The organism is Arcobacter sp. L (genome assembly GCF_000284235.1).
GTDB classification, from domain to species: domain Bacteria; phylum Campylobacterota; class Campylobacteria; order Campylobacterales; family Arcobacteraceae; genus Aliarcobacter; species Aliarcobacter defluvii.
Window position 1 is genome coordinate 1,827,372 of the sequence record NC_017192.1, and the last position, 23,137, is coordinate 1,850,508.

At 25.8% G+C, this 23,137-nt stretch carries 25 protein-coding genes; 12 read left to right on the forward strand and 13 right to left on the reverse strand.

The window, feature by feature from the left end; all coding sequences use genetic code 11:
- Positions 1-54 precede the first annotated feature (54 nt).
- Both rpoD and ABLL_RS09025 read left to right on the forward strand, forming a co-directional pair.
- Positions 55-1,941 carry an RNA polymerase sigma factor RpoD gene (gene rpoD, locus ABLL_RS09020; protein ID WP_014474488.1) on the forward strand — a complete coding sequence of 629 codons (1,887 nt, stop codon included), beginning with the start codon at positions 55-57 and terminating at the stop codon, positions 1,939-1,941.
- A 4-nt stretch (positions 1,942-1,945) separates the two neighbouring features.
- Complete coding sequence (locus ABLL_RS09025) at positions 1,946-2,629, forward strand: hypothetical protein (protein ID WP_014474489.1); 684 nt, start codon at positions 1,946-1,948, stop codon at positions 2,627-2,629.
- An 8-nt stretch (positions 2,630-2,637) separates the two neighbouring features.
- On the opposite strand, the gene ABLL_RS09030 is transcribed toward ABLL_RS09025, so the two are convergent.
- The 4 genes from ABLL_RS09030 to hemL all read right to left on the reverse strand — a co-directional run bounded on the left by ABLL_RS09030 (position 2,638) and on the right by hemL (position 5,170).
- Complete coding sequence (locus ABLL_RS09030; RefSeq protein WP_041654816.1) at positions 2,638-3,186, reverse strand: hypothetical protein; 549 nt, start codon at positions 3,184-3,186, stop codon at positions 2,638-2,640.
- Positions 3,173-3,475 (reverse strand): AtpZ/AtpI family protein, encoded by a 303-nt coding sequence (locus ABLL_RS09035; protein ID WP_014474491.1) that lies wholly within the window; start codon positions 3,473-3,475, stop codon positions 3,173-3,175. The genes ABLL_RS09030 and ABLL_RS09035 overlap by 14 nt, the downstream gene beginning before the upstream one ends.
- A 2-nt stretch (positions 3,476-3,477) precedes the next feature.
- Positions 3,478-3,795 carry a pyrimidine/purine nucleoside phosphorylase gene (locus tag ABLL_RS09040; RefSeq protein ID WP_014474492.1) on the reverse strand — a complete coding sequence of 106 codons (318 nt, stop codon included), beginning with the start codon at positions 3,793-3,795 and terminating at the stop codon, positions 3,478-3,480.
- Positions 3,796-3,889: 94 nt separating this feature from the next.
- Positions 3,890-5,170 carry a glutamate-1-semialdehyde 2,1-aminomutase gene (gene hemL, locus ABLL_RS09045; RefSeq protein WP_014474493.1) on the reverse strand — a complete coding sequence of 427 codons (1,281 nt, stop codon included), beginning with the start codon at positions 5,168-5,170 and terminating at the stop codon, positions 3,890-3,892.
- A 51-nt stretch (positions 5,171-5,221) separates the two neighbouring features.
- On the opposite strand from hemL, the gene ABLL_RS09050 reads away from it, so the two are divergent.
- The gene (locus ABLL_RS09050) at positions 5,222-6,010 is read left to right on the forward strand and encodes an energy transducer TonB (RefSeq protein WP_014474494.1); all 789 of its coding nucleotides are present in this window, start codon (positions 5,222-5,224) and stop codon (positions 6,008-6,010) included.
- A gap of 8 nt (positions 6,011-6,018) precedes the next feature.
- Positions 6,019-6,717, forward strand: a complete 699-nt coding sequence (locus ABLL_RS09055) for a hypothetical protein (protein WP_014474495.1) — start codon at positions 6,019-6,021, stop codon at positions 6,715-6,717.
- 53 nt (positions 6,718-6,770) lie between these two features.
- Here the strand turns inward: ABLL_RS09055 and ABLL_RS09060 are convergent, their stop codons facing one another.
- Positions 6,771-7,877, reverse strand: a complete 1,107-nt coding sequence (locus ABLL_RS09060; protein WP_041654818.1) for an FtsW/RodA/SpoVE family cell cycle protein — start codon at positions 7,875-7,877, stop codon at positions 6,771-6,773.
- A 19-nt stretch (positions 7,878-7,896) separates the two neighbouring features.
- Here ABLL_RS09060 and ABLL_RS09065 point away from each other — a divergent pair, with 19 nt between their 5' ends.
- The 8 genes from ABLL_RS09065 (at position 7,897) to ABLL_RS09100 (ending at position 15,425) form a co-directional block, all read left to right on the forward strand.
- Positions 7,897-8,883, forward strand: coding sequence for an RluA family pseudouridine synthase (locus ABLL_RS09065; RefSeq protein WP_014474497.1), 987 nt, complete (start codon positions 7,897-7,899; stop codon positions 8,881-8,883).
- Positions 8,831-10,111 (forward strand): fibronectin type III domain-containing protein, encoded by a 1,281-nt coding sequence (locus ABLL_RS09070; protein WP_102043409.1) that lies wholly within the window; start codon positions 8,831-8,833, stop codon positions 10,109-10,111. The genes ABLL_RS09065 and ABLL_RS09070 overlap by 53 nt, the downstream gene beginning before the upstream one ends.
- 13 nt (positions 10,112-10,124) lie before the next feature.
- The gene (gene trmB / locus ABLL_RS09075) at positions 10,125-11,318 is read left to right on the forward strand and encodes a tRNA (guanosine(46)-N7)-methyltransferase TrmB (RefSeq protein WP_014474499.1); all 1,194 of its coding nucleotides are present in this window, start codon (positions 10,125-10,127) and stop codon (positions 11,316-11,318) included.
- Positions 11,315-11,977: a cell division ATP-binding protein FtsE gene (locus tag ABLL_RS09080; RefSeq protein ID WP_014474500.1), complete on the forward strand. Its 663-nt coding sequence runs from the start codon at positions 11,315-11,317 to the stop codon at positions 11,975-11,977. The genes trmB and ABLL_RS09080 overlap by 4 nt, the downstream gene beginning before the upstream one ends.
- Positions 11,964-12,782 carry a hypothetical protein gene (locus tag ABLL_RS09085; protein ID WP_014474501.1) on the forward strand — a complete coding sequence of 273 codons (819 nt, stop codon included), beginning with the start codon at positions 11,964-11,966 and terminating at the stop codon, positions 12,780-12,782. The genes ABLL_RS09080 and ABLL_RS09085 overlap by 14 nt, the downstream gene beginning before the upstream one ends.
- Complete coding sequence (locus ABLL_RS09090) at positions 12,775-14,088, forward strand: murein hydrolase activator EnvC (protein WP_014474502.1); 1,314 nt, start codon at positions 12,775-12,777, stop codon at positions 14,086-14,088. Before ABLL_RS09085 ends, ABLL_RS09090 begins: the two co-directional genes overlap by 8 nt.
- Positions 14,085-14,534 carry a YaiI/YqxD family protein gene (locus ABLL_RS09095; protein ID WP_014474503.1) on the forward strand — a complete coding sequence of 150 codons (450 nt, stop codon included), beginning with the start codon at positions 14,085-14,087 and terminating at the stop codon, positions 14,532-14,534. The genes ABLL_RS09090 and ABLL_RS09095 overlap by 4 nt, the downstream gene beginning before the upstream one ends.
- Positions 14,535-14,615: 81 nt before the next feature.
- Positions 14,616-15,425: a DUF234 domain-containing protein gene (locus tag ABLL_RS09100; RefSeq protein ID WP_014474504.1), complete on the forward strand. Its 810-nt coding sequence runs from the start codon at positions 14,616-14,618 to the stop codon at positions 15,423-15,425.
- Here the strand turns inward: ABLL_RS09100 and ABLL_RS09105 are convergent.
- From ABLL_RS09105 to ABLL_RS14745, 8 genes are all read right to left on the reverse strand, one after another.
- Positions 15,422-17,209, reverse strand: a complete 1,788-nt coding sequence (locus ABLL_RS09105; RefSeq protein ID WP_014474505.1) for an ABC-F family ATP-binding cassette domain-containing protein — start codon at positions 17,207-17,209, stop codon at positions 15,422-15,424. The genes ABLL_RS09100 and ABLL_RS09105 overlap by 4 nt on opposite strands.
- 139 nt (positions 17,210-17,348) lie before the next feature.
- The gene (locus tag ABLL_RS09110) at positions 17,349-18,536 is read right to left on the reverse strand and encodes a tetrahydrodipicolinate N-succinyltransferase N-terminal domain-containing protein (RefSeq protein ID WP_014474506.1); all 1,188 of its coding nucleotides are present in this window, start codon (positions 18,534-18,536) and stop codon (positions 17,349-17,351) included.
- A 60-nt stretch (positions 18,537-18,596) separates the two neighbouring features.
- A complete protein-coding gene (locus tag ABLL_RS09115; protein ID WP_014474507.1) occupies positions 18,597-20,444 on the reverse strand; it encodes a primosomal protein N' in 1,848 nt (615 codons plus the stop codon).
- Entirely contained in the window at positions 20,444-20,758 is a 315-nt protein-coding gene (locus tag ABLL_RS09120; RefSeq protein WP_014474508.1) for a hypothetical protein, read from the reverse strand. Before ABLL_RS09120 ends, ABLL_RS09115 begins: the two co-directional genes overlap by 1 nt.
- Positions 20,759-20,873: 115 nt before the next feature.
- Entirely contained in the window at positions 20,874-21,083 is a 210-nt protein-coding gene (locus ABLL_RS09125) for a hypothetical protein (RefSeq protein ID WP_014474509.1), read from the reverse strand.
- Complete coding sequence (locus ABLL_RS09130; protein WP_014474510.1) at positions 21,076-21,276, reverse strand: hypothetical protein; 201 nt, start codon at positions 21,274-21,276, stop codon at positions 21,076-21,078. The genes ABLL_RS09125 and ABLL_RS09130 overlap by 8 nt, the downstream gene beginning before the upstream one ends.
- Before the next feature lie 47 nt (positions 21,277-21,323).
- Entirely contained in the window at positions 21,324-21,740 is a 417-nt protein-coding gene (locus ABLL_RS09135) for a hypothetical protein (RefSeq protein WP_014474511.1), read from the reverse strand.
- An 80-nt stretch (positions 21,741-21,820) separates the two neighbouring features.
- Positions 21,821-23,125 (reverse strand): GGDEF domain-containing protein, encoded by a 1,305-nt coding sequence (locus ABLL_RS14745; RefSeq protein WP_014474512.1) that lies wholly within the window; start codon positions 23,123-23,125, stop codon positions 21,821-21,823.
- Positions 23,126-23,137: the final 12 nt, after the last annotated feature.

Here is a 23,137-nt window from a genome sequence, read left to right on the forward strand (position 1 = left end):
AATTAATTTGGGTATAATATCCGACCATCTTAATAAAGAGGATTTCCGAACACAATGAGCGTAAAAGATATAAATAAAACTATCGAGCAATTGGTAAAAGAATACAAAGATTCTATACTTACCTATGAGAAAATTATTAAAATCTTTCCTAAAGCACCTTCAGGTCCAAACATTAAAAAACTTTTAGCATTAATACAATTATATAATGTAACTGTAATTAGTTCTCAAGAACAAGCAAAAAGAATGAATGCTGAAGAAGCTAAAAAAAGAAAAGAATTAAGAGAAAAGTTAATCGAAAACGAAGATGACGTTTACGATTTATTAAAAAATAAAGAACTACTTGAATGGTCAAGATCAGATTCTCCTGTAAGAATGTATCTTAGAGAAATGGGACAAATTCCTCTTTTAACAAAAGAAGAAGAAGTTGAAATTTCTAAAAAAATAGAAATGGGTGAAGATATTATTCTTGATGCTATTTGTTATGTACCATATCTAATTGATTTTATTTTGGAATATAAAGAACCTTTAGTAAATAGAGAAAGAAAAGTAAAAGAATTATTTAAAAATTTTGATGATGATGATTCTGAAAATGAAGATGAAGAAAACTTAGAAGATGAAGATATTGAAGATGAAGATATTGATAGTGAATCTGATGAATCTGATGAAGAAAAAGTTAGTGGGAAAAAACAGAAAAAACTTGATAAAAGAGCACAAACTATTATTGAAGCCTTCAAAAATTTAGAAAAAGCTAAAAAAGATTGGCTTAAATTTTCTGTAAAAGAGACTGCAAAATCAGATGATGAAGTTGATCAAATGACTTTCAATCTTGCTGTTGCATTTAAAAAGAAAATTTTAAAAGAAGCTTTATTAGATTTAGGTCCAACTTCTAAACTTATTACTGAAATTGTAAAAGCGATGGAAACTGCACTTAAATCTGATACTGGTTTTGATAGTGAATTAAAAAGATTAGAATATAAATTACCATTATTTAATGAAACTTTATTAAAAAATCACAAAAAGATTTTAGATAATATTGTTAATTTATCAAAAGCACAAATTACATCTATGGTTCCAGAAGCAACTATGGTTTCTACTTATATGGAAATAAAAAAACTTTTCCAAACAGCAGAAGCAAGTAAGGGAGGATTTGATTTATCACCTGAAGAACTAAGAGATGTTCTTGAGCAAATAAAAAGAGGTAAACAAATTACTGATACTTCAAAAACAAGAATGGCAAAATCAAATCTAAGACTTGTTGTATCAATTGCAAAAAGATATACAAATAGAGGTTTACCCTTCCTTGACTTAATTCAAGAAGGAAACATCGGTCTTATGAAGGCTGTTGATAAGTTTGAATATAAAAAAGGTTATAAATTTTCTACTTATGCAACATGGTGGATTAGACAAGCAATTTCAAGAGCAATTGCAGATCAAGCTAGAACTATTAGAATTCCTATTCATATGATTGAAACTATTAATAGAATTAATAAAATCATCAGAAAAGGTATCCAAGAAAATGGAAAAGAGCCTGATGTTGATGAAATCGCAAAAGAAGTAGGACTTCCTGTTGATAAAGTAAAACAAGTTATTAAAATTACTAAAGAGCCTGTATCTTTAGAAGCTCCTATTGGAAGTGATGATGATGGTAAATTTGGAGATTTTGTTCCTGATGAAAAAGCTCCAACACCAGTTGACAATATCATGAAAGAAGATTTACAAGGTCAAATTGATCAAATTTTAGGTCAATTAAATGAAAGAGAACAAGCTGTTATTAGAATGAGATTTGGTCTTATGGAAGATGCAAGTGATAGAACATTAGAAGAAATTGGAAAAGAACTTTCTGTAACAAGAGAAAGAGTTAGACAAATTGAATCAAGTGCGATTAAAAAATTAAAGCATCCAAAAGTTGGTAAAAATCTTAAAAATTATGTAGAAAGTTAGAAAGATGAGTTTTTTTGAAGAATGGGTTGAGCTGGACTTAAATCCTGTATTATCTTTTTCATCTAGCTCTAAAATAATATATTCTAATTCAGAAGCTCAATTTTTATTAAATAGAATAAAACAAAAAGAACTATTTGATTTAGCGTTAACATATGCTCCAAAAACTTTTGGAGCATTAACTTCTTATATAGATTTAACAATTAAAAATTATACATTTTATGCAATTACAGTTATGTATGAAAATGAAGATGAAATTCATATGAAACTATATAAAAGTGCAATGGTAAAAAAAGAATCAAAATTAAATATAAAAAATATTAATAGTACAAATATTTTTACGTTAGTTGATTTAGCAATTTCTACAAGTAAAATTAAAACTGATATAAATTTTACAAAAAATTATGATCCTTCAATTCCTGAATTTAAATTAGACGCAAGTTCATTCATAAAAACGTTAAATCAGATTTTTGAAGCATTTACAGGAAGAAAACAAGTTTCTTGCTCTATTTTATTGAAAATTGGTGAATATATAAAAATTGATGGAAAAAAATATTCTTTAATTAGTGTAGAAATTGCCTCGAATGAAAGTGGAGATTTCTCAAAAATCAATCTAAAAGAGAATCATCACTCCTTTATATTAACTGCTGATGATAGTAAAGTAACTATAGATTTACCTCTAATTTTATAATTTCAAAGCTATTTTCTAGTTAGCTTTGAAATTAGAACTCCTAGTGGAACGATACCTAATCCAATTATAAAAGCAATTGGAGTAAATATTTTATTATTATTCAATGCAAAAAAACCAAAAACCAATAATCCATATCCAATAACTCTATAAAGAGATAAAAAACTACCTGTCGCAAAAAGTGTATTCTTAAATGTATTCTTTTTTACTTTTGATTTTTCATCATTTATTATTTCTTTAATTTTTTCAGGTGTAAGCTCTGATTCTGGAATTTCTTCATATTCAGTATATAAATCGTATGGATCATCAATTTCATCAATTTTATCTCTATTTTCTAAAGTAGATGATTTTGATAAATCTAAATTTGATAATCTATTTTGAATATTTTTTTTATAAGAATAAAAAGAAGCAATTGTAATAAATAAAGAAGATACAAAAGCTACTTGAGTATTTAATAACCAAATATTATTTTGAAAAATTAATGTATAAATAAAAATGCAAAGGTCTAAAAAAATAAAAACCCTTGCAAATCTAACAACTTCTGGATTAATCTTCATCATCAAAAGATGTATCTCCATGTTTAGCTCTATATGAATATCTAGGATCGTTTTCCATCCCCTCAAACTCTTTTTGAGCTCTCTTATATGCTTTATAAACATTCATAAAAGCAGCTAAAACTCCCCAAAAAATACCAAGCCATAAAGTCCAAGTATATCCAGTTAATTGTTTTAAACCATATCCAATACCAAAACCTATTATAATTGCAGCAACAATAGATATACCTAATGATAGATTATCTAAAGCAGCTATTTTATCTTGATGTTTTGGTTTTTCATATTCTTCTTGCATAATTATCCAATATAAGTACAACAATAATCTGTTATTTCAATTACTTTTATATCAAAACTACAATTTGCTGGAACTTCAAAATATTCACCTGGTCCATATGTTTCCCAATTACTATCACCACAAGCAACAAGTACTTCAACTTTTCCTGCAATAATTTCCATATGCTCTGCTTCATTTGTACCAAATGTATATTCACCTGGCATCATAATACCTAAAGATTTTTTAATACCTTTTTCATCTACAAAACTTCTACTTGTAACTTTTCCATCGAAATAAATATTCGCTTTTTTTGTTAATTCTACATTTTTTAATACTGGCATAATTTTCCTTTTTATTTTAATATTAAATTTCTTTTAACACTTTGACAAAGCCAAAGTTAAAGAAACAAACTCTAAAGAGAACAACTAGTTGTTCTTACAATTTTTGCATAATTTCATCTGCAGCATTTAAGCATGCATCTATATCTTCATTTGTAATTGTAGTACAAACAAAACCTGTTTCGTATTGAGAACAAGCGAAATAAAAACCTTTTTTTAACATTTCATGGTGAAATGTTGCAAATCTTTTAAAATCACAAAGCCCTACTTCAACAAAATTCTTTGGAGCTTTTTCACAAAAGAAAAATCCAAACATACTTCCTCTTGTATCTACTTGCATAGGAATATTATATTTTGTTGCTATATCTTTTAAACCATTTACCAATTTTTTTGCTTTTGCACTTAAATCAGCATAAATTTCTAAATTTGCTTTTAATTTTTTAAGACTTACTAATCCAGCAGCCATAGCAACTGGATTACCACTTAAAGTTCCAGCTTGATATACTTTACCTTCAGGTGATAAATGTCCCATAATTTCTTTACTTGCAGCAAAAGCACCAACTGGCATACCAGCACCTATTACTTTTCCAAATGTGATAATATCACCTTGAGTTTTTAAAATCCCACTAGCACCTTTTAAACTTGCTCTAAATCCTGACATAACTTCATCAAAAATCAATAAAGTTCCGTGTTTATCACATAATTCTCTACAAGTTGCTAAAAACTCTTCAGTTGCAGGAACTAATCCCATATTTCCAGCAATTGGTTCTATAATAATACAAGCAATATCAGAGCTTTCTTCAAAACATTTTTTTAAATTTTCAATATTATTATATTCACAAACTAAAGTATGTTTTGTTAAATCAGCAGGAACACCTGGGCTACTTGGTGCTCCAAATGTTGCCATTCCAGAACCAGCTTGTACTAAAAGAGAATCTGAATGTCCATGATAACAACCTTCAAATTTGATAATATCATTTTTACCAGTAACACCACGTGCTAATCTAATTGCAGACATTGTAGCTTCTGTACCAGAACTTACAAATCTAACTTTGTCGATATTATCGTACATTTCCACAATTTCATTTGCTAATTGTGTTTCAAGTTCTGTTGGTGCTCCAAATGACAATCCATTTTTTACAGTTTTTATAACAGCTTCTTCAATATCTTTATCACAATGACCAAATATTAAAGGTCCCCAACTTTGAACAAAATCTAAGTATTTATTTCCATCTATATCATATAAATACGCTCCTTCACCTTTTTGAATAAAAGGTGGTGTTCCGCCTACACTTTTGAAGGCACGAACAGGAGAATCTACTCCTCCAGGAATCACTTTACAAGCTTCTTCATAAGCTTTTATTGATTTTTCAAACATTCACATTCCTAATTAATCATTTATTAGCGGAATTGTACTATAATCCCGCTTATGAAAATTATTATCCTAGCTTTTATTATTTCAATATCTTTACATTTGCTATTATTAAAAAAATACAAAGATAAAGAATTGCCTGAAAATACACCTAAAAAAGAGATTGTAGAAAAAAAATCTGATGTGAAATTTGTAAAATTAAAAAAAAATGAGATTCAAAAAACTGAAATAGAAAAAATTGAAACTCAAGTAGAAAAAATTGAAAAACCACAAATTACAAAAAAAGTAGAAACTGTAAAAAAAGAGATAAAAGAGAATAAATCTACTCCTAAGAAGATTGGCAAAAAAGTTGAAAGAAAAAAAGAGATAGATATTGAAAAATCTAAAAAATTCCAAAAAAGTATTTTACAAGAACAAATTGTAAAAGAAAATAACTCTTTGCAAGAAAAAACTTTAGAAAATTTTTTATCACAAAAAGAACCTATAAACAAAGAAATTCTTAATGAATTAGAGAGATTATATGGGGAAGAGTATCAAAATTTTACAAAAGTACAAAAAGCTTATTTAGAAAAAAATCTAAATAATTTTCAAGTTATTACACAAAGAGTTTTAGATAGATTAGGTTATCCAAAACTTGCTGCTAAACTTAAAATTGGAGGAATAAATATTGTTGAATTTATGTTTCATCCAGATGGAAGTATAAGTGGATTAAAAATTATAAATTCTTCTGGTTATGCTGTATTAGATGATTATACAATTGAATTAATTGAAATTGCCTATAAAGATTATCCAAGACCAACAACTCCAACAAAATTAAGATTTAAAGTATTTTATAGGCTATTTTAGGGAAAGAAATGATTTTAGAAAATAAAAAAAAATATTTAAGTAGACTTTTTAAAGGTGAAATTCCATTAATAATTGTTTTTTGGTTGTGGTTTGTTTTTATTTCTATTTGTATAGAAATTTGTCTTCAAGTAAATCTTATAAGATTTGAATCTGAATACTTACAGTTTTTTATTTATTTTATGGTTTTAATATATTCAATAGCAATATTTTATATCACCTTTAAAAGTGCTTCTAAATATACAGGTTTAAAAGTTTGGTCTTTTTTAGCAAAAATTATTGTTACAATAAATTTATTTTTTTCATTAGCTCTTATTATTGAAATATATAAATACTATTTTTTAGAAGATTATCTTATTGGAAAAGATATTGAAGACTTTAAAAATAATTTACCTATACAAGTTGATGCAAATAGCATTTTGATAGATATATATAAAAAAGAAAAAACTATATTTTATGTATATACTCTAATTGGTGTTGATTTAACAGAAGAAAAATCTAAAAATATTTTCAAAAAACAAATTAATGATTCCCTTTGTGATAGTGAAACTACTTTAAGTTTATTAAAAAAAGATTATATTTTATCTTATAAATATACAAATGAAAATGATGAAGAGATAATAAATATTGAAACAAAAAAAGAAAACTGCGGAGATTCAATTTATGATTTAGACATTGTAAGTAATTTATTAGAAAAGCAAGGAGTTTAAATAAAATTTTTTATATTTTATTTAAACTCAAATTATTACTTAAAAATTTTATTTTATAACTTTCTTTCATAATTATATAAATTCATATATCTAAATGCTAATAAATTTTCTAAAATTGCAAATGTCACAATAAAATTTATAAAAGAACTTCCACCATATGAAAATAACGGTAAAGGAAGCCCAACAACTGGTGCAAAACCAATAACCATTAAAACATTAATACTCATATTAAAAAATATTAAAAGTCCTAAACCGGAGGCAAAAGCTCTAATTATATAATCATCTTTAAAAAAATAATTCATTGTTAATAAATGTAAAATAATCAACAAATATAAAAAAATCAATCCTATTGCACCTAAGAATCCATATCTTTCAACAAAATAAGCAAAAATAAAATCACTTGTTGCAATTGGCAAAAATTTCAATTGTGTTTGGGTTGCATCTTCACTATCTTTTCCCGTAAGTCCACCTGAACCAATAGCTATAATTGATTGTTGAACATGATAACTAGGCTTTTCAGAAATAAAATCATGAATTCTTTTTTTCTGATAATCTTTTACCAAATAAGTATACATAAAAGGAGAAGCAACTCCAACTATAACTATTATACTAACCCATATTTTCCAATTTACACCTATTAAAAATAAAATTCCATAACCAACAAAAAGTAAAACTAAAGCTGTTCCTAAATCTGGTTCAATTGCAATTAAAACAAATGGTAACAATATATAAAATGAAAAATATATAAAATCACTAAATCCATAACCATTTTTTGGTGGCGGCTTATGTTGTATTAAATATCCTAGCATCAAAATAAATATTGGTTTAATTAGTTCTGATGGTTGAATTGTAGTTCCAATAAATGGTATATAAATCCATCTTTTTGCACCTAGTTTTGAAATTCCTATAAGTTCAACAGCAATTAGCAAAATTATTCCTATCCAGTATAAAGTTGGGATAATTCTCACTTTTTTTCTTATAGGCAACATAAATACTAAAAGAAATGCAAATATAGAAATAGTATAATACACCAATTGTTTATTAGCCAATTGTTCGTTTGTTTCACTTATTAAATGGTATGATAAGAATATCAAAGGTAAAACAAATATTATTAACAAATAATCAAAGTGTGAAATAATTCTTTTATCAATTAAACGCATAGTGAAAGAGTATCTAAATATGGATAAAATTTTTATTGTTTTTGAAACAAATAGATTGGATAAATTTTTAGCTTCACAAATTGAAGCTTCAAGAAATCAAATTGAACAACTTATAAAAAAAGAGTATGTTAAAGTAGATGGTAAGACTGTAAATAAAACAGGACTAAAATTAAAAGAAAATCAAGTAGTTGATGTCCATTTTCCAAAAGCAGAATTTAATAATATAAAAGATGAAGAGTTTATAATAAACTCTTTAGAAGGAAAAGAGGTAGAAATTATTTATGAAGATGAGCATATTCTTGTTATTAATAAGCCATATAATCTTACAGTTCATGATGCACCAAGTGTAAAAGATGCAACTTTAGTTGATTGGTTAAAATTGAAAAATATATCACTTTCAACAATTAGTGGTGAAGAAAGACATGGTATTGTTCATAGAATTGATAAAGGTACAAGTGGAGTTATGGTTGTTGCAAAAACAAATGAAGCTCATGTTGGATTATCAAAACAACTTGAAGATAAATCTATGGGAAGATATTATCTTGCAATAGTTGATATGCCATTAAAAGAAAATACAATTATTGAAAAATCAATTGGAAGAAATCCTAATAATAGATTAAAAATGTCAATTGAAAAAGATGGTAGATTTGCGAAATCAGCTTTTTCAAAAATTGCATTAAGTGATAATGAGAAATTTGAATTAATTGCTGCAAAATTATATACAGGAAGAACTCATCAAATTAGAGTTCACTTAAGTTCGATAAATAGGCATATACTTGGCGATAATTTATATGGTTTTAAGGGCGAATTAAATAAAATAAATAGATTTTATTTGCATGCTTATTATCTTTATTTAACCCATCCCATAACAAATAAGCAAATGAGTTTCAAAGCAAATTTACCAACAGATATAAATGATTTTTTAACTAAAAACTTTCAAAAGGGGAATATAGATGTTAAAATTGATGAAAGCTACATCATTAACAGTTTTACTTTTTCTATTTAGTGGTTGTACCAACATATTTGATAATTTAAATACACCAACAAAACCTAAAATTAATAACTCAGTTGAAACTGTAGATTTTAATTCTATAAAATCAATTCCAGATATGACTTCAATTGGATTTGAATGGCAAAGATCGAATGACCCAAAAGTTGTAGGATATAACTTTTATCGAATGGATTTACAAAAAGATGGAAAAACTTTAAGACTTATTAAATCTATTGATAACAGATATGCTACACATTATGTCGATAAAGATCTAGAACCAAATACAAAATATGCTTACCAAATATCTGCAAGATTGGCAGATGGTAGTGAATCTCCTACAACAGATGCATACATAGCACAAACTTTACAAAGACTTCCTGCTGTTGAATTTGTACAAGCAATTTCTGATTTACCAAATAGAATAAAAATAATTTGGAGACCACATCCAGACCCAAGAGTTCAATACTATAGAATTGAAAAATTCAATACAACTTTAAATGAATGGATTTATTTAAAAACTATAAATCAAAGATTATCAGTTGAATATATTGATACAGGCTTAGACAATAATACAGCTTATAAATATAGAGTTAAAGCATTTACATTCAATGATGTTGAATCAGCAACTTCAAAACCTGTTGTAGCAAAAACAAAACCTCTTCCAACTGGACCTTCAAATGTAAGAGCTTCAAATAACATTCCTAAAAAGATATTTTTAGCTTGGGATGTTTCCCCAACACAAGATATTATTAAATACGATATTCACCGAAGTATTTATTCATCTTTTGGATATAAAAAAGTTGGAACTGTAAATTCAAATGTTCTTGAATTTACAGATAAAACAGATGATGATGGAAGAGTTTATTACTATAAAGTTATTGCTGTAGGAAAAGATGGATTAGAAAGTTCTTTTGATATTACACCTATAAAAGGAATTAGTTTACCAAAACCTGCAAAACCAGTATTAACTCTTGCACAAATTCAAAATAATAGAGCTATTTTAAACTGGAAAGCAGGAGATAATAGAGCTGTATCATATAATATTGAGAAGAAAATCAAACAAAACTTTTTTGAATATAAGTTAGTAAAATTTAATAACATAACAGATACAAGATTTGAAGATACAGATATTGTAAGCGGTGTAGAATATAAATATACAGTTCAAGCAAATGATGAGTTTGGATTAGTATCTGAAAAAACAAATGAAGCGTCATTAACAATACCAAAAACAAATTCAAAATAATAAGAAAGAATAAATGCCACATATCGTATTTGAAAGAAAAGAGTTAATAAATACACCATCAGAAAAAGATGGTGTAGAGTTTAAATTTATAGCAAAGTCATATAACTTTACTCAAAAAGAAAGAAAAACAGAATATAGAGTTGCTGTTAAAAACCAAGGAAAAGAATTTTTATTATCTTTAAAACCTAAAGATGAAAACTTTATGATAAAAGCAGATAAAGTTACGAGATTATCACCTGTTACTCTTGTAAAAAATGCTTTAAATGCCTATGTAAATCTAAATGAAGCCAATGTATTATTTTCAAATACAAATAATCTTCAAGTAAAAAAAGAGACAAAACATGAATATCTAAAAGATATAAACTATTTTGTTGATGATTTTAAGACAGATAAAGAGATTCAAATAGAGATAGGTTTTGGAAGTGGAAGACATCTTTTACATCAAGCAAAATCAAATCCAAATGTTCAATTTATTGGTCTTGAAATTCACTATCCATCAATTGAACAACTTTTAAAACAACTTGAAATTCAAGGTATTACAAATGTTTTAGTTGTAAATTATGATGCAAGATTATTTATGGAATTTATTGAATCAAACAAAGTTGGAAAAATCTTTGTTCATTTTCCGGTTCCTTGGGATAAAAAACCTCATAGAAGAATATACTCTAATGAATTTGTAAATGAAGCTTTAAGAGTTTTAAAAGTTAATGGAACATTAGAACTTAGAACTGATAGTAGAAAATATTTTGATTTTTGCACAGAAGTTTTAACAAATCTTCCAAAAGGAAGAATTACTATTGATATAAATAAAGATTTAGCAGTTTCTAGTAAATATGAAGATAGATGGAAAAAACAAGGTAAAAATATCTATGATGTAGTTCTAGAGGCTTTTAATGAAGATAAAAACATCAATTTAAACTTTGATTTTTCATTTAATTCAAAAATTGATTTTAGTAAAATTTTAAAAGAAATTCCTACAAAATCACTAATTGAAAAAAATTATTTTATTCATATTGAAGAATTATATATTATTGAGAATAAAAATAATTCGGGATTAATTAAAGTAACTATGGGAAATTTTGATAGACCTGTTACAAAATATTTACTTGTTGAAGAAGGAGAAATTACTTATTATCAAGGAAATCCTCTTCCAACAAGCTCAAATATAAATGCACATAAAAAATTAAAAGAGATTTTAAGTAAATGATTGAAGCTAAGAATATTTACCTTACTTATGATGATAATAAATATATTATAAAAAAAGGAAACTTTTCAATAAAACCTAAGGAGTTCATATTTATAGGTGGAAACTCAGGTAGTGGAAAATCTACTTTATTAAAATCATTTTATGGAGATATTCCTTTAAAACATGGGAGTTTAAAAATTGAAAATCAAGAAGTTTTTGGAATAAAAGGTAAAAAACTAAGACTTCTTAGAAAAGATATTGGTATTATTTTCCAAGATTATAAACTTGTAAATGAATTTACAATAGAAGAAAATATCATGATACCACTTAAAATAAATGGCTATTCTCATGAAGTTTCAAGAGATCAAGCAAATAAACTATTAGCTCATGTTAGACTTACTCATCGAGCAGGATATTATCCAAATGAGTTAAGTGGTGGAGAACAACAAAGAGTTGCAGTAGCAAGGGCTTTAGCACATAATCCAAAAATCATAATAGCAGATGAACCAACAGGAAATCTTGATGATTATTCAGCTGAAGTTGTATGGAATTTATTAAAAGGTGCAAATGAACAATTAGGTATAACTGTTGTAGTAGTAACACATAGAGTTCCTAAAAATTTAGGAATAAAATTTAGACAATTATCTATTGAGGATGGAATCATTTATGAAGTTTCTTAAAAATATATTTGCTTTTTTAATTCCATTGCTTTCTATGTTAATTGCATTTTCTATATTTTTACTAATAAATAATGTAGTTGATAATTATAAAACTCAAATTTCAAGGGATTATTCTATAGTAATTGTAAGTAATACACCTATTGAAAAAGATACATTTAGTGAACTTGCAGGTATAAAAGTTGAAAGAATACAAGCTTTACCAAATGAAAAAATTATTGCAAATATCAAAACTAATTTATCAAATAATTCTATAGAATTACTAAAACAAAAACTTCCAAATTTTTATCAAATATATTTAGAAATTTTTCCAACAAGTAGTGAATTAGAAGAAATAAAACAAACTTTACTTCAAAATAAAAATATTAAAAAAGTAGAAGTATTTTATAAAAACCATAATCAAATTTATCTTTTATTACTTTTACTAAATAGTGTTTCATTTATACTATTTTTTATTATTACTATTTTTGCAATAATTATTATTGCTAAGCAAATAAAACTATGGTTTCATGAACATAATATAAAAATTTCTATACTTAGATTGCATGGAGCTTCTATTTTATACAGTGCATCATCTATTTTAAATTATGCACTTCTTAGTTCTTTTTTAGCATTTTTAATTACAACTTGTTTTCTTTATTATGTTTCAAATAATATGGATGTATTATTCCCTTTGGAATTACATGATATTGTTGATATTGAAATAAATTTACCATTTGAATTGATGAAAATATTTCTACTATCTTTTTCAATTTCAATTTTTACAATATTTGGTGTATTATTAAAATATAAGATAAAAAATGACTAAAATATTTTTTCTATTATTGTTTTTTGTAAATTTGATTTTTGCTTCAAATATTGATAAAAAAATCAAACAAAATAAAGAAATTTTAAACTCAAATCTTGAAAAAAAAGAGACTACAAATCTAAAAATAAAAGATTTAGCAGATAAAATTGAATCACAAAATACAAATATTATAAATTTAGAAAAAGAGATAAAACAAGTTAATGAAGATATAGAACAACATCAGAAATTACTTGAAGATTCAAAAAATAAACTTGATGAATTAAAATCGAAATCAACTGAATTAATAAAAGAAAAAAGTAGTAATGAAGAAGAGATAGTTGACACTATCATTGAAGAGTTTTCAGTATCAATGGCATTAAAACTTGCTTCTGAAAACTCTTTACAAGAATTAATTGATAATGAAATATATACTTTATTATCTCAATATTCAAAAGAAAAAGTAACTAAATTAAATAGTACATATACTGTTTTATATACAAATACAAAAAACAATCAAAAAGATATTGAAAAAATCTCTTCATATATAGAAGATAGACAAAAAACAAAAGATAAATTAACATCTTTAAAACAAAAACATTCAAGTTCATTAGCAAATCTTGAAGAACAACATAAATCTTATCAAATAGAATTGAATAAAGTAGTAAAACAACAAGAATCATTGAAAAATTTACTTGCTGAATTAAATATTTTAAAAGAAGAAGAAGATAAAAAAATTGCACAAAGAGAAGAAGAGGAAAAAAGAAAAAAATTACAAACACTTTTAAATACTAAAAAAGGTTCAACAACAACTCAAGAAGATACAGTAAATGATGATGAAATACAAACATCTGATGTTAGAAATCAAAAATATGCAAAGAATCTAAATTTAGATGTAAAAAAAATTGGTTCTTCAACTGATGGAATAAAAATAATAAAATATAGAGGTGAAAAATCTATTGCTCCATTAAAATCATTTAAAGTTGTAAAAAATTTTGGAACATATTATGACCCAATTTATAAAATAAAACTTTTTAATGAATCTATTGTTTTAAAAAGCAATGAACCTAAAGCAAAAGTTGTAGCAGTTTTAAATGGAAAAGTTGTTTATGCTAAAAAAAATGCAGGTATGCTTGATAATGTTGTAATTATTCAGCATGAAGGTGGATTACACACTATTTACTCTCATTTAGATGAAATCTCTCCAACTTTAGTTGTAGGAAAATGGATAAAACAAGGTTATGTAGTTGGAAGGGTTGATGATAGTTTAATGTTCCAAGTAACGAAAGATTCATCTCATATTGATCCAAAAGATTTGTTTAAAATATGAAACTTTTTATAGATGGTGATGCTTTTCCAAATTTATTAAAACCAATTGTTTTAAGAGCAATTGAGAAACAAAAAATAGATACAATTGTAATTGCAAATAAAAAAATCAATATAGGCATTTCTAATTATATAAAATATATAATTGTTGATACAAAACAAGATGAAGCAGATGATAAGATAATTGAAATGTTGCAAGAGAATGACCTTGTAATAACAGCAGATATTCCACTAGCTGATAGAACTATACAAAAAAATGCTCATGCAATAGACCATAGAGGTGCAACTTATACGCAAGATAATATAAAACAGTATCTTGCGATTAGGAATTTAATGCAAGAAATAAGAGATAGTGGAGAAATGACAAAAGGTCCAGCTCCTTTTAGTCAAAAAGATGCACAACAATTTGCAAATTCATTTAATGCTTTTTTGCAAAAATATTACAAATAATAAGGATTTACCATAATTTTAATAGACCAATCAACAAAAAATCAATTTAGAATTTTTTGTAAAGAAAACAACATCACAGATATGGAAAAAGCTGTTCAATACTTTATAGTATTTGGTGGTTTAAATATAAAAATAGATACAAACAAACCAATACTAGAACTAATAGAACAACATATTTTAAATAACTATTTACAATTAAGAAATGAAATCCACAGTTTAACAGGTGGTTATAAAGTTGACCATGCTATTTTAACAGGAATAGCTCAAGGCGATAGAAGAACAAATTCATCTTTTAAAAGAGCGTTTGTAAGTTTTGAAGAAGGTTCTAAATGTGTTGAAAAATTAGTTGAAAGAGGAATAATAGAAGTTGAATCATCTCAACATCACTTAGCAAATAAAAGAGGTGATGACAAAGTTGCAAGAAAACTTCTATTTACCACACCATTTTTAAGATTTTGGTTTGCTTTTGTTTCTCCAATTTATAAAGGTATAAAAGAGAAAAATTATGAAGAATTTTATACTCTTTTTGAAAACAAACAAGCTGAATTTGGGAACTTTGTATTTGAAGAACTATCAATGGAATTTATTAGAGATTTATTAAATGAAGACCCTATAAAACAGTTTGGGAAATATTGGGATGAAAAAAGAGAGATAGATTTAGTTGCAAAAACAACAAGTGGAAAAATCATTGCAGGAAACTGTAAATATATAAACTCTAAAATCAAAAAAAATGAATTAAATAGACTAATGGATGATTGTAAAGGTGCTGGTTTAAATGTAGATATCTTTGTAATCTTTAGTAAAAATGGATTCTCAAATGAGTTAAAATCACTAAAAAGTGATTCTTTAAAACTATTTACGCCAAAGAGCTTTAAGCTATTATTAGCTTAAACCTCGTTCATTCTTCTTTCAAACTCTTTATTCATATCATCAAGTTTGAATTGAGTTGCTTCAAGTAATTCAAATTTTTGTTCAATCTCTTTTTCAATTTTTGGAATATCTCTTGAAAGTTTAACTCTTGCATCTTCTAGTGCATCTTCAAGTTTTTCTATTTGTTCTTCTAAATCTTGAATCTCTTTTTTAAGTGGTGCTGTTGCTTTACTTTTTTCTGAAACAATAGCAGCTCTTAATTTTTTGCTCTCTTTTTTATTTACTTTTGGTTTTTCAACTTTTTTCTTTTCAACAGTTTCATCTTCTTCCCAACCAATTTTTTCTAAAAACTCATCATATGTTCCATTGAAATAATCAGCTCCATCATTTGTAAATACAATCAATCTATCACAAGTAGCTCTTAATAAATCTTCACTATGCGTTACGATAATACAAGAACCTTCAAAAGCTTTAATTGCAGTTGTAAGTGCATCAATAGAATCCATATCAAGGTGGTTTGTAGGCTCATCTAGGAAAAGTAAGTTTACATCTTTTGCTATGATTTTTCCAAGCATTACCCTACTTTTTTCTCCTCCTGAAAGAAGTGAAATTTTCTTTTTAGCATTATCACCACTGAACATCATTAATCCAGCAATTCCTCTAATAGTTGATTCTGGAAGTTTTACATTTGCAGAGTGAATCTCATCCATAATTGTATTGTTTTTATTTAAGTGTGAAATATTAGTTTGCCCAAAGTGTCCAAAAACTGTACTTGTATGATAATCAATAGTTCCAGTTAAGGCTTTTAATTCTCCCGCAATTACATTTAGTAAAGTCGATTTACCTTTACCATTTTTTCCTATAATCCCAAGTGTTTCACCTTTACTTAATGCAAAAGAAATATTTTTAAATAAAATATTATCAGGTGAATATCCAAAACTTACATCTTTAACTTCAAGTAAGAATTTAGCTACTGTATCTTTATAGTTAAAGTTAAAGTCTAAACTAGAATCATATTGTAAGTCTTCCATAACTTCCATTTTTTCTAAAATTTTTACTTTTGATTGAGCTAAAGTTGCTGTTGCAGCACGTGCTTTATTTTTAGCAATAAACTCTTCAAGTTCTTTGATTTTTTTCTCTTGAGCTATTTTTTGTTTTTCGTAATGTTCTTCATTTGAAGCTAAAAGTTCATAAAATTTATGAGTACTTCCTTGTACCATAAAAGCACTTTTTCTAATAATACCCATAGTATGAGTACAAACACTATCCATAAAATCTCTATCGTGAGTGATTAAAATAACTTCACCTTCGAATGATTTTAAAAAGGCTTTTAACCATCTAATAGATAAAATATCTAAATAGTTCGTAGGCTCATCAAGTAATAACATATTTGGTTCAGTTAATAAAAGTTTTGCTAAGTTAATTCTAATTTGATAACCACCTGAAAACTCTTTTGGCGCTTTTTCTAAATCTTCTTGAGAAAATCCAAGTCCAAATAAAATCTTTTCAGCTTTATAGATGTTATATTTATCATCTTCACTCAAAGCTAAAGCTGTCTCATCAAGTAGAGTTTTTTCTGTAAAATCAAAGTATTGCTTTAAAGCACCTATCTTATAATTTTTAGGAAGTGCTATCTCACCACTATCTGGTTGTTCTTCCCCTAAAATTAGTTTAAAAAGTGTTGATTTTCCACTTCCATTTCTTCCCACAAGTCCAACTTTATTTCCAGCATTTAATCTTAAATCTAAGTTACTATAAAGTTCATTTGTTGGATAACTTTTTGATATGTTTACTAGTTCTATCATTATTCTTCTTTTATTGTATTATTCTGTTTTTTAAGGTTGCGATTATACGATATATGTGGTTATATGTTGATTAGAAAGTTAAAATAAAAAAAGGTAAGAAGAAAACTTCTTACCTTTTAAATGAAAAATACCATAAAAATTAGTGTAAATCAGCGTTTAGTTTGATTTCTCTTGTACTTCTCATAGCAATAGTTTGACCAGTTGAAGAATTTACTCTAAAGTGAACTCCATTTACTCCGATAAAATCGCTACCTTTCATAACATTAGAGATTTCTTTTCCAGGATTTATAGCTTTTAATGCTTCAACAGCTTTATCAGACAATGCGATTTTTGTTCCTGGAAGAATTGTAACACCTGCATCTAAAATACAACCATCACCGATAGTTGTTCCAGTACAAGAATTTGCTCCTAAAAGTGTGTTTTCTCCAATAGTAACAGGCACACCATCAGTTCCAGATAAAACTCCTAGAATTGAAGCTCCTCCACCAACATCAGACCCAGCTCCAACAACAGCACTTGAAGAGATTCTTCCTTCAACCATAACTGAACCTAAAGTTCCAGCATTGAAGTTGATATAAGCAGCACCTGGCATAACTGTAGTTCCAGCAGCTAATTGTGCTCCCATTCTAACTTTTGAAGACTCTAAAATTCTTGTATTATCAGCAGGAATAATGTGTTGTAAGAATCTTGGGAATTTATCAACAAAATCAATATTTGGATATTTACCTGAAAGTTTTAATACAATCTCATTTGCTCTTAACCAATCTAATTCAATTGGTTGATTTCCAATCCAAGCGCAGTTGTGTAATTTACCAAATGCACCATTTAAATTAAGACTTCTTAATGCTGCTTTTCCAGTTGAAAGTGCATAAAGTTTTAAATATACAGTTTCTGTTGATTCAGGTGCTGCATCTTCAAAAATAAATACTACTCTATAATCATCAGCACTTAATCCTGAATCTATTGGTAAAGATGCTAATGTTGAAACAACTTGAACATTTTTATGTGCATCACCTTTTGCTTCTGGAATAAATGGTCTAAAAGCTTCAATACAAGAAGTTAAAAATTCATCTGAAATTTTGCATACTAATTCTGATTTTGATGTATCAACATCAACACCAGCAACTTTTAAAGCGTTTAATAATACTGCTGCACTTCCAAAATTCTCATTCCAATTTATTACAGGGAAAGTCGCTTGTAGTATTTTATCTTTATTTATTTGTCCTCTATCAACTTTTGCAATACCAAATCCGATTGGATTTTTGTACCAAGGTTGTGATTGAATATCATCTACTAATTGTTTAAATTCATCTTTTGTATAAGCCATTAGTTCTCCTATTAAATTTTTTGGTGTATTTTACAATAAAGTTGACTAATATAAGGTTAATTAGTAAATTGTATCCATATCAATAGTTGCATTGGGCGTTTGTACAGAATGTAAAGCTTGTAATAATGCTTTTATATTTGAAGAACGAAGAAGTATCTCATATCTATATTTATTTGACATTTTAAAAATAGGACTTTGACCAAAACCTACAACTTCAATATCTTTATTTTCTTTAAAAAGTTTTACATAAAAATCCATTTCATCTTTAACTTTAAGACCATTTGAGTGAGAAAACATCACCTTTGCTAGTTTTAAAAATGGTGGATAAAAATCTTTTCTAAATTCAAGTTCTTCTTCTAAAAACTCTAAATAATTTGACTCATTTAAATAGTGATTAAAAAAATCTTGATTTTTTGTTTGAATTATTACTTCACCTTCTCCACTTCGTCCACTTCTTCCTGCTATTTGAATAAGTAGTGAGAGAGCCTTTTCCCTTGCTTTATATGAATTCATATTTAAAACAGAATCAATTCCTAAAACAACAGCTAGTTTTACATTGTGATAATCATGACCTTTTGAAAGCATTTGAGTTCCAACAAGAATATCTATTTTCCCATCATTAAAATCATTTAAAACTGTTTTTAATTGATTATCAGTTTTTATCTCATCTCTATCAAATCTTTTAATTGTTTTAGCAGGAAATATTAGTTTTAACTCCTCTTCAATTTGAGCAGTTCCAACTCTTAGATTATGAATAATTCCATTATTGCAAGATGGACAAGAATCTGGAATTTTTTGAGTATATCCACAATAGTGGCATTTTAAAGCCAAATCATTTTTATGTAAACTCATAGAAACTGAACAAAAAGGACACTCTACAGATTTTCCACAAGTTGTACAAATCTGATATTTAAAATTTGCTCGTGTAGGCAAAAATACAATTACTTGATTATTACTTTTTAATGTTTTATCTATTTTATCTATAACTTTTGAAGATAAATTTGCATCGCTATCTTCAAAACTATATAATTTTTTTGTTTTGTGATAAGTTTCATCAAGTCTAAAAAATGGGATTTTATAAAAAGAACTTGTACTTACAGTTGCACTTCCAAGAACAAGTTGTAAGTCAAATTTTTTTGCTATATAAATTGCTAAATCTTTAGTATGAAATCTTGGTTTTGAATCACTTTTATATGAGTCATCATTCTCTTCATCAACAACAATTACTCCAAGATTTGAATATGGTAAAAAAAGTGCAGACCTAGCACCTGCTATTAGTTTTATGCTTCCTTCTTGTAGACCTTTTAAAATCTCTACTTTCTTTTTTTTAGTAATTTTTGAGTGCCAAATAGCTACACTTTTTCCAAAAACTTTTTCTAATCTTTTTTGCATTTGTGGAGTCAAAGAAATCTCAGGCATCAATAAAACTGCTTGTTTTTGATTATTTAGATGTTCTTCAATGATTTTTATATAAATTTCTGTTTTTCCAGCACCTGTATTTGCAAATAAAAGTGCTTGCTTTTTTTCTTCTAAAAACTCTTTTGCTTTTTCTTGAAGGCTTGATAAAATTATTTTACTATCAAATTTTTCTTCTATTTCAATTTTGTTTATATTTTTATCAAAAGCATTATAAACACTTAAAGCTTCACCAAGAGAGCAAACATAATATTGAGAAACAAAAGATGAAATTTGAAGCATTTTTTCATCATAAAATTCATTTGTAATTTCATTTATATCTGTACATTTAAAAGTTGGTTCTTCAACTTCTTTTATGATTACGGCTTCATCTAAAACTTTTCTTTGTCTTAGTTTTATTAAAACCTTTGTTCCAATTTCAATTTTATTTTCACTTTGATATGTTAAATTATTTAAAGGTGACCTTAAAATTGCAACTTCATAAAAATACACTATTCTACCTCTTTACAAATATTTTCTTCACTTTTACAAACAAAAGTTCCATTTTCAAGAGCAAATAAAACAGAATTTGAAGGTAAATAAAAAGTATAATTTTTTGATGAAAGTTTTGCCCAACTTCCTATCTTTTTTTCAATTGTATCAGTTGATGTAACTGAAAAATCAACTATTTCTGAAAAAAGTTTTTCTGCTTTTTTATTTATTGAAGCATTATCCAAAGAATCAATTTCATTTGAATTTCCTAAAAGTACATTTTTACTTTTTAGTTTTGTTATTCCGTTTTGAATTAAATATACCTCAGATTTCAATGATACTAAACTTGATTTATTATTTATTTGAGTTAATTTGGGAATTGAAAAAGAGATAATTATAGCTATTACTACTATTGCTATAATTATTTCTAATAAAGAAAAACTTTTGATATTAAAACCTTGCTAGTTTATTTGTAATATCTTCAACATCTTTTTTAAAAAGATGATAATCTTGAGATAATTGAAGATATGCTATCAATAAATCTTTTGTATCATTATTTTTATTTAAATCTAAATATTTAGTTAATTCTTTGTATATTTTTTCATCAACATTTACAGTATAAGCCATATTATTTATATGGAATGTAACTTCTTTATTCACTCTTTTGTGCCTTTATCAATGTTAATGTACTATCGATTCTTAAAAACATATCTTGATTATTTCTAACTAATTCATCATTTTCATTTTTTAACTTCTCAAGTTCCTGAATCAACGAAAGATTCTCTAACTTTAGCTTTTCATAATCATGAATTAATTTATCAATTTTATTATTTAATGTTTCTATTATTTCCATAAGAAGATTTTATCTAAAATTTCTTATTATTTAAGTTTAAAATATTTTTATTGAATCTTTTTTTTCTCATTTATGAAAATTTTTGCTACTTCATAAAGCATAGCAACTGATTTTCCCCATTGAGAATAATCATTAACATCGTCTAAATCAATACCAAAACTTATTGATATTTTTTCCATCAATTTTTGTTCGTTTATATTAAAACTATGATCTATATGAATCAAAATCATTAATTCTAAAATTACAATTCTTTTACTCGATTCAGATTTAAAGTCTTTTAAAATATTATCTAAACTAAAATTTTCCATATCAAAAGAATCAAGATTTTCAATTCCCATTTCTGTACAATATTCAGATATTATTTCTTCTTCTCTTTCCCCAAATTTATTATCAATTCTTGCTAAATAGTGAGCTAATTGCAAGAAAGAAAACTTTTCTTTAGATTGTAACTTCATTAATAACATTTATTCATTTCCTATTTATATATATTTGCATATTATAATAAAAATAAGTTAACAATCAATAAATAATATTTTATATAAATCTAAATAACACAATTCTTTCCAACTCTTTTTGCTTCATATAAAGAATCATCTGCTCTTGAAATTAAATTGTCAATAGATATATCACCTTTTTGATAGTGCGATACTCCCACACTAATAGTAAAATTAAACTCTTTATTTTTATTATACTCATTAATTTTATCAATAATTTTCATTGCAACTTTTCTTGCATCTTCAACATAAGTATTTGGTAATAAAATAACAAATTCATCACCTCCTAGTCTTATTATCAAATCATTGTCTCTTATACAATTTTTTGATATTTTAACTAATTCTTTAATCACAATATCACCAATTTCATGTCCAAAAGTATCATTTATTTTTTTAAAATCATCTAAATCTAATAAGAGTAAAGATAATTCTTTATTTTCTCTTTTTATTATTTTTAAATATTGTTCTGAAAAATTATAAAGATACCTTCTGTTATAAGCACCTGTTAAGGCATCTGTATTAGCTAAACTTTCTTGATAAGCTCTCTTTGTCTCTTCTAAAATCAATTCTTTTGTTCTGTTATCTAACTCTTTTAGCATTTTTGTGAAATTACAACTTAATCTATCTATTTCAAAAATTCCACAAGATTCTAATTCAATAGATGCATCTTTTTTACCAAAAGTTTTTGTTAAATCTACAATTTTAGATAATGGTTGATTTATTTTATAAACAAAATTTTTTGCATTAAAAGAGATATAAAAAAATGAAATTAAATAAAATATAACTATTCCAAAAATAAGTATAAACTCCAAATTTCTACAATACTCAACTAAGATATTAATCTCTTTTAAAATCTCTTTTTCATCTATAAAACAAACTAAATAAAAGGAAGAATTTGATAATTTTTTTGAAAAGATTAAATAGTTTTCATTATCTAATACAATTTTTTCTACGATTTTTTCAGCTAGAATATCTTTAAAATAATAACTTATTTTGTAAGTATTATTTTTGAAAATATCATCATTTTTTTTTATACCTAAAAGATTTCCTAATTTTGTATTGGTAAATTTTATTTTTCCCATATTATCAAGAATTATTATTTTACCATTGTATGGATAATTTTTATTTGATAGATATTCTAAAAATTGTTCAGTTTTTATTTTTGATTGGTTATCAATCATTAAAGATATAAATGTTTCAAGATTACTTAAAATCAAATCTTTACTTTTATTTACTATATTTTTATTGACTATAAAATAAAAAGATATTAAAAATAATCCAATAAAAAATACTGATATAAAAGATGTTTTTAAATACTTTCTATAAAGTAACCTTTCTAATGTAATTTTTTTCATTTTAAAGCCTTT

What these genes read in the sequence shown, in the direction of transcription:
- rpoD (WP_014474488.1), top strand. Translation starts at nt 55, where the DNA reads ATGAGCGTAAAAGATATAAATAAAACTATCGAGCAATTGGTAAAAGAA.
- ABLL_RS09025 (WP_014474489.1), top strand. Translation starts at nt 1,946, where the DNA reads ATGAGTTTTTTTGAAGAATGGGTTGAGCTGGACTTAAATCCTGTATTA.
- ABLL_RS09030 (WP_041654816.1), bottom strand. Translation starts at nt 3,186, where the DNA reads ATGATGAAGATTAATCCAGAAGTTGTTAGATTTGCAAGGGTTTTTATT.
- ABLL_RS09035 (WP_014474491.1), bottom strand. Translation starts at nt 3,475, where the DNA reads ATGCAAGAAGAATATGAAAAACCAAAACATCAAGATAAAATAGCTGCT.
- ABLL_RS09040 (WP_014474492.1), bottom strand. Translation starts at nt 3,795, where the DNA reads ATGCCAGTATTAAAAAATGTAGAATTAACAAAAAAAGCGAATATTTAT.
- hemL (WP_014474493.1), bottom strand. Translation starts at nt 5,170, where the DNA reads ATGTTTGAAAAATCAATAAAAGCTTATGAAGAAGCTTGTAAAGTGATT.
- ABLL_RS09050 (WP_014474494.1), top strand. Translation starts at nt 5,222, where the DNA reads ATGAAAATTATTATCCTAGCTTTTATTATTTCAATATCTTTACATTTG.
- ABLL_RS09055 (WP_014474495.1), top strand. Translation starts at nt 6,019, where the DNA reads ATGATTTTAGAAAATAAAAAAAAATATTTAAGTAGACTTTTTAAAGGT.
- ABLL_RS09060 (WP_041654818.1), bottom strand. Translation starts at nt 7,877, where the DNA reads ATGCGTTTAATTGATAAAAGAATTATTTCACACTTTGATTATTTGTTA.
- ABLL_RS09065 (WP_014474497.1), top strand. Translation starts at nt 7,897, where the DNA reads ATGGATAAAATTTTTATTGTTTTTGAAACAAATAGATTGGATAAATTT.
- ABLL_RS09070 (WP_102043409.1), top strand. Translation starts at nt 8,831, where the DNA reads ATGTTAAAATTGATGAAAGCTACATCATTAACAGTTTTACTTTTTCTA.
- trmB (WP_014474499.1), top strand. Translation starts at nt 10,125, where the DNA reads ATGCCACATATCGTATTTGAAAGAAAAGAGTTAATAAATACACCATCA.
- ABLL_RS09080 (WP_014474500.1), top strand. Translation starts at nt 11,315, where the DNA reads ATGATTGAAGCTAAGAATATTTACCTTACTTATGATGATAATAAATAT.
- ABLL_RS09085 (WP_014474501.1), top strand. Translation starts at nt 11,964, where the DNA reads ATGAAGTTTCTTAAAAATATATTTGCTTTTTTAATTCCATTGCTTTCT.
- ABLL_RS09090 (WP_014474502.1), top strand. Translation starts at nt 12,775, where the DNA reads ATGACTAAAATATTTTTTCTATTATTGTTTTTTGTAAATTTGATTTTT.
- ABLL_RS09095 (WP_014474503.1), top strand. Translation starts at nt 14,085, where the DNA reads ATGAAACTTTTTATAGATGGTGATGCTTTTCCAAATTTATTAAAACCA.
- ABLL_RS09100 (WP_014474504.1), top strand. Translation starts at nt 14,616, where the DNA reads ATGGAAAAAGCTGTTCAATACTTTATAGTATTTGGTGGTTTAAATATA.
- ABLL_RS09105 (WP_014474505.1), bottom strand. Translation starts at nt 17,209, where the DNA reads ATGATAGAACTAGTAAACATATCAAAAAGTTATCCAACAAATGAACTT.
- ABLL_RS09110 (WP_014474506.1), bottom strand. Translation starts at nt 18,536, where the DNA reads ATGGCTTATACAAAAGATGAATTTAAACAATTAGTAGATGATATTCAA.
- ABLL_RS09130 (WP_014474510.1), bottom strand. Translation starts at nt 21,276, where the DNA reads ATGGAAATAATAGAAACATTAAATAATAAAATTGATAAATTAATTCAT.
- ABLL_RS09135 (WP_014474511.1), bottom strand. Translation starts at nt 21,740, where the DNA reads ATGTTATTAATGAAGTTACAATCTAAAGAAAAGTTTTCTTTCTTGCAA.
- ABLL_RS14745 (WP_014474512.1), bottom strand. Translation starts at nt 23,125, where the DNA reads ATGAAAAAAATTACATTAGAAAGGTTACTTTATAGAAAGTATTTAAAA.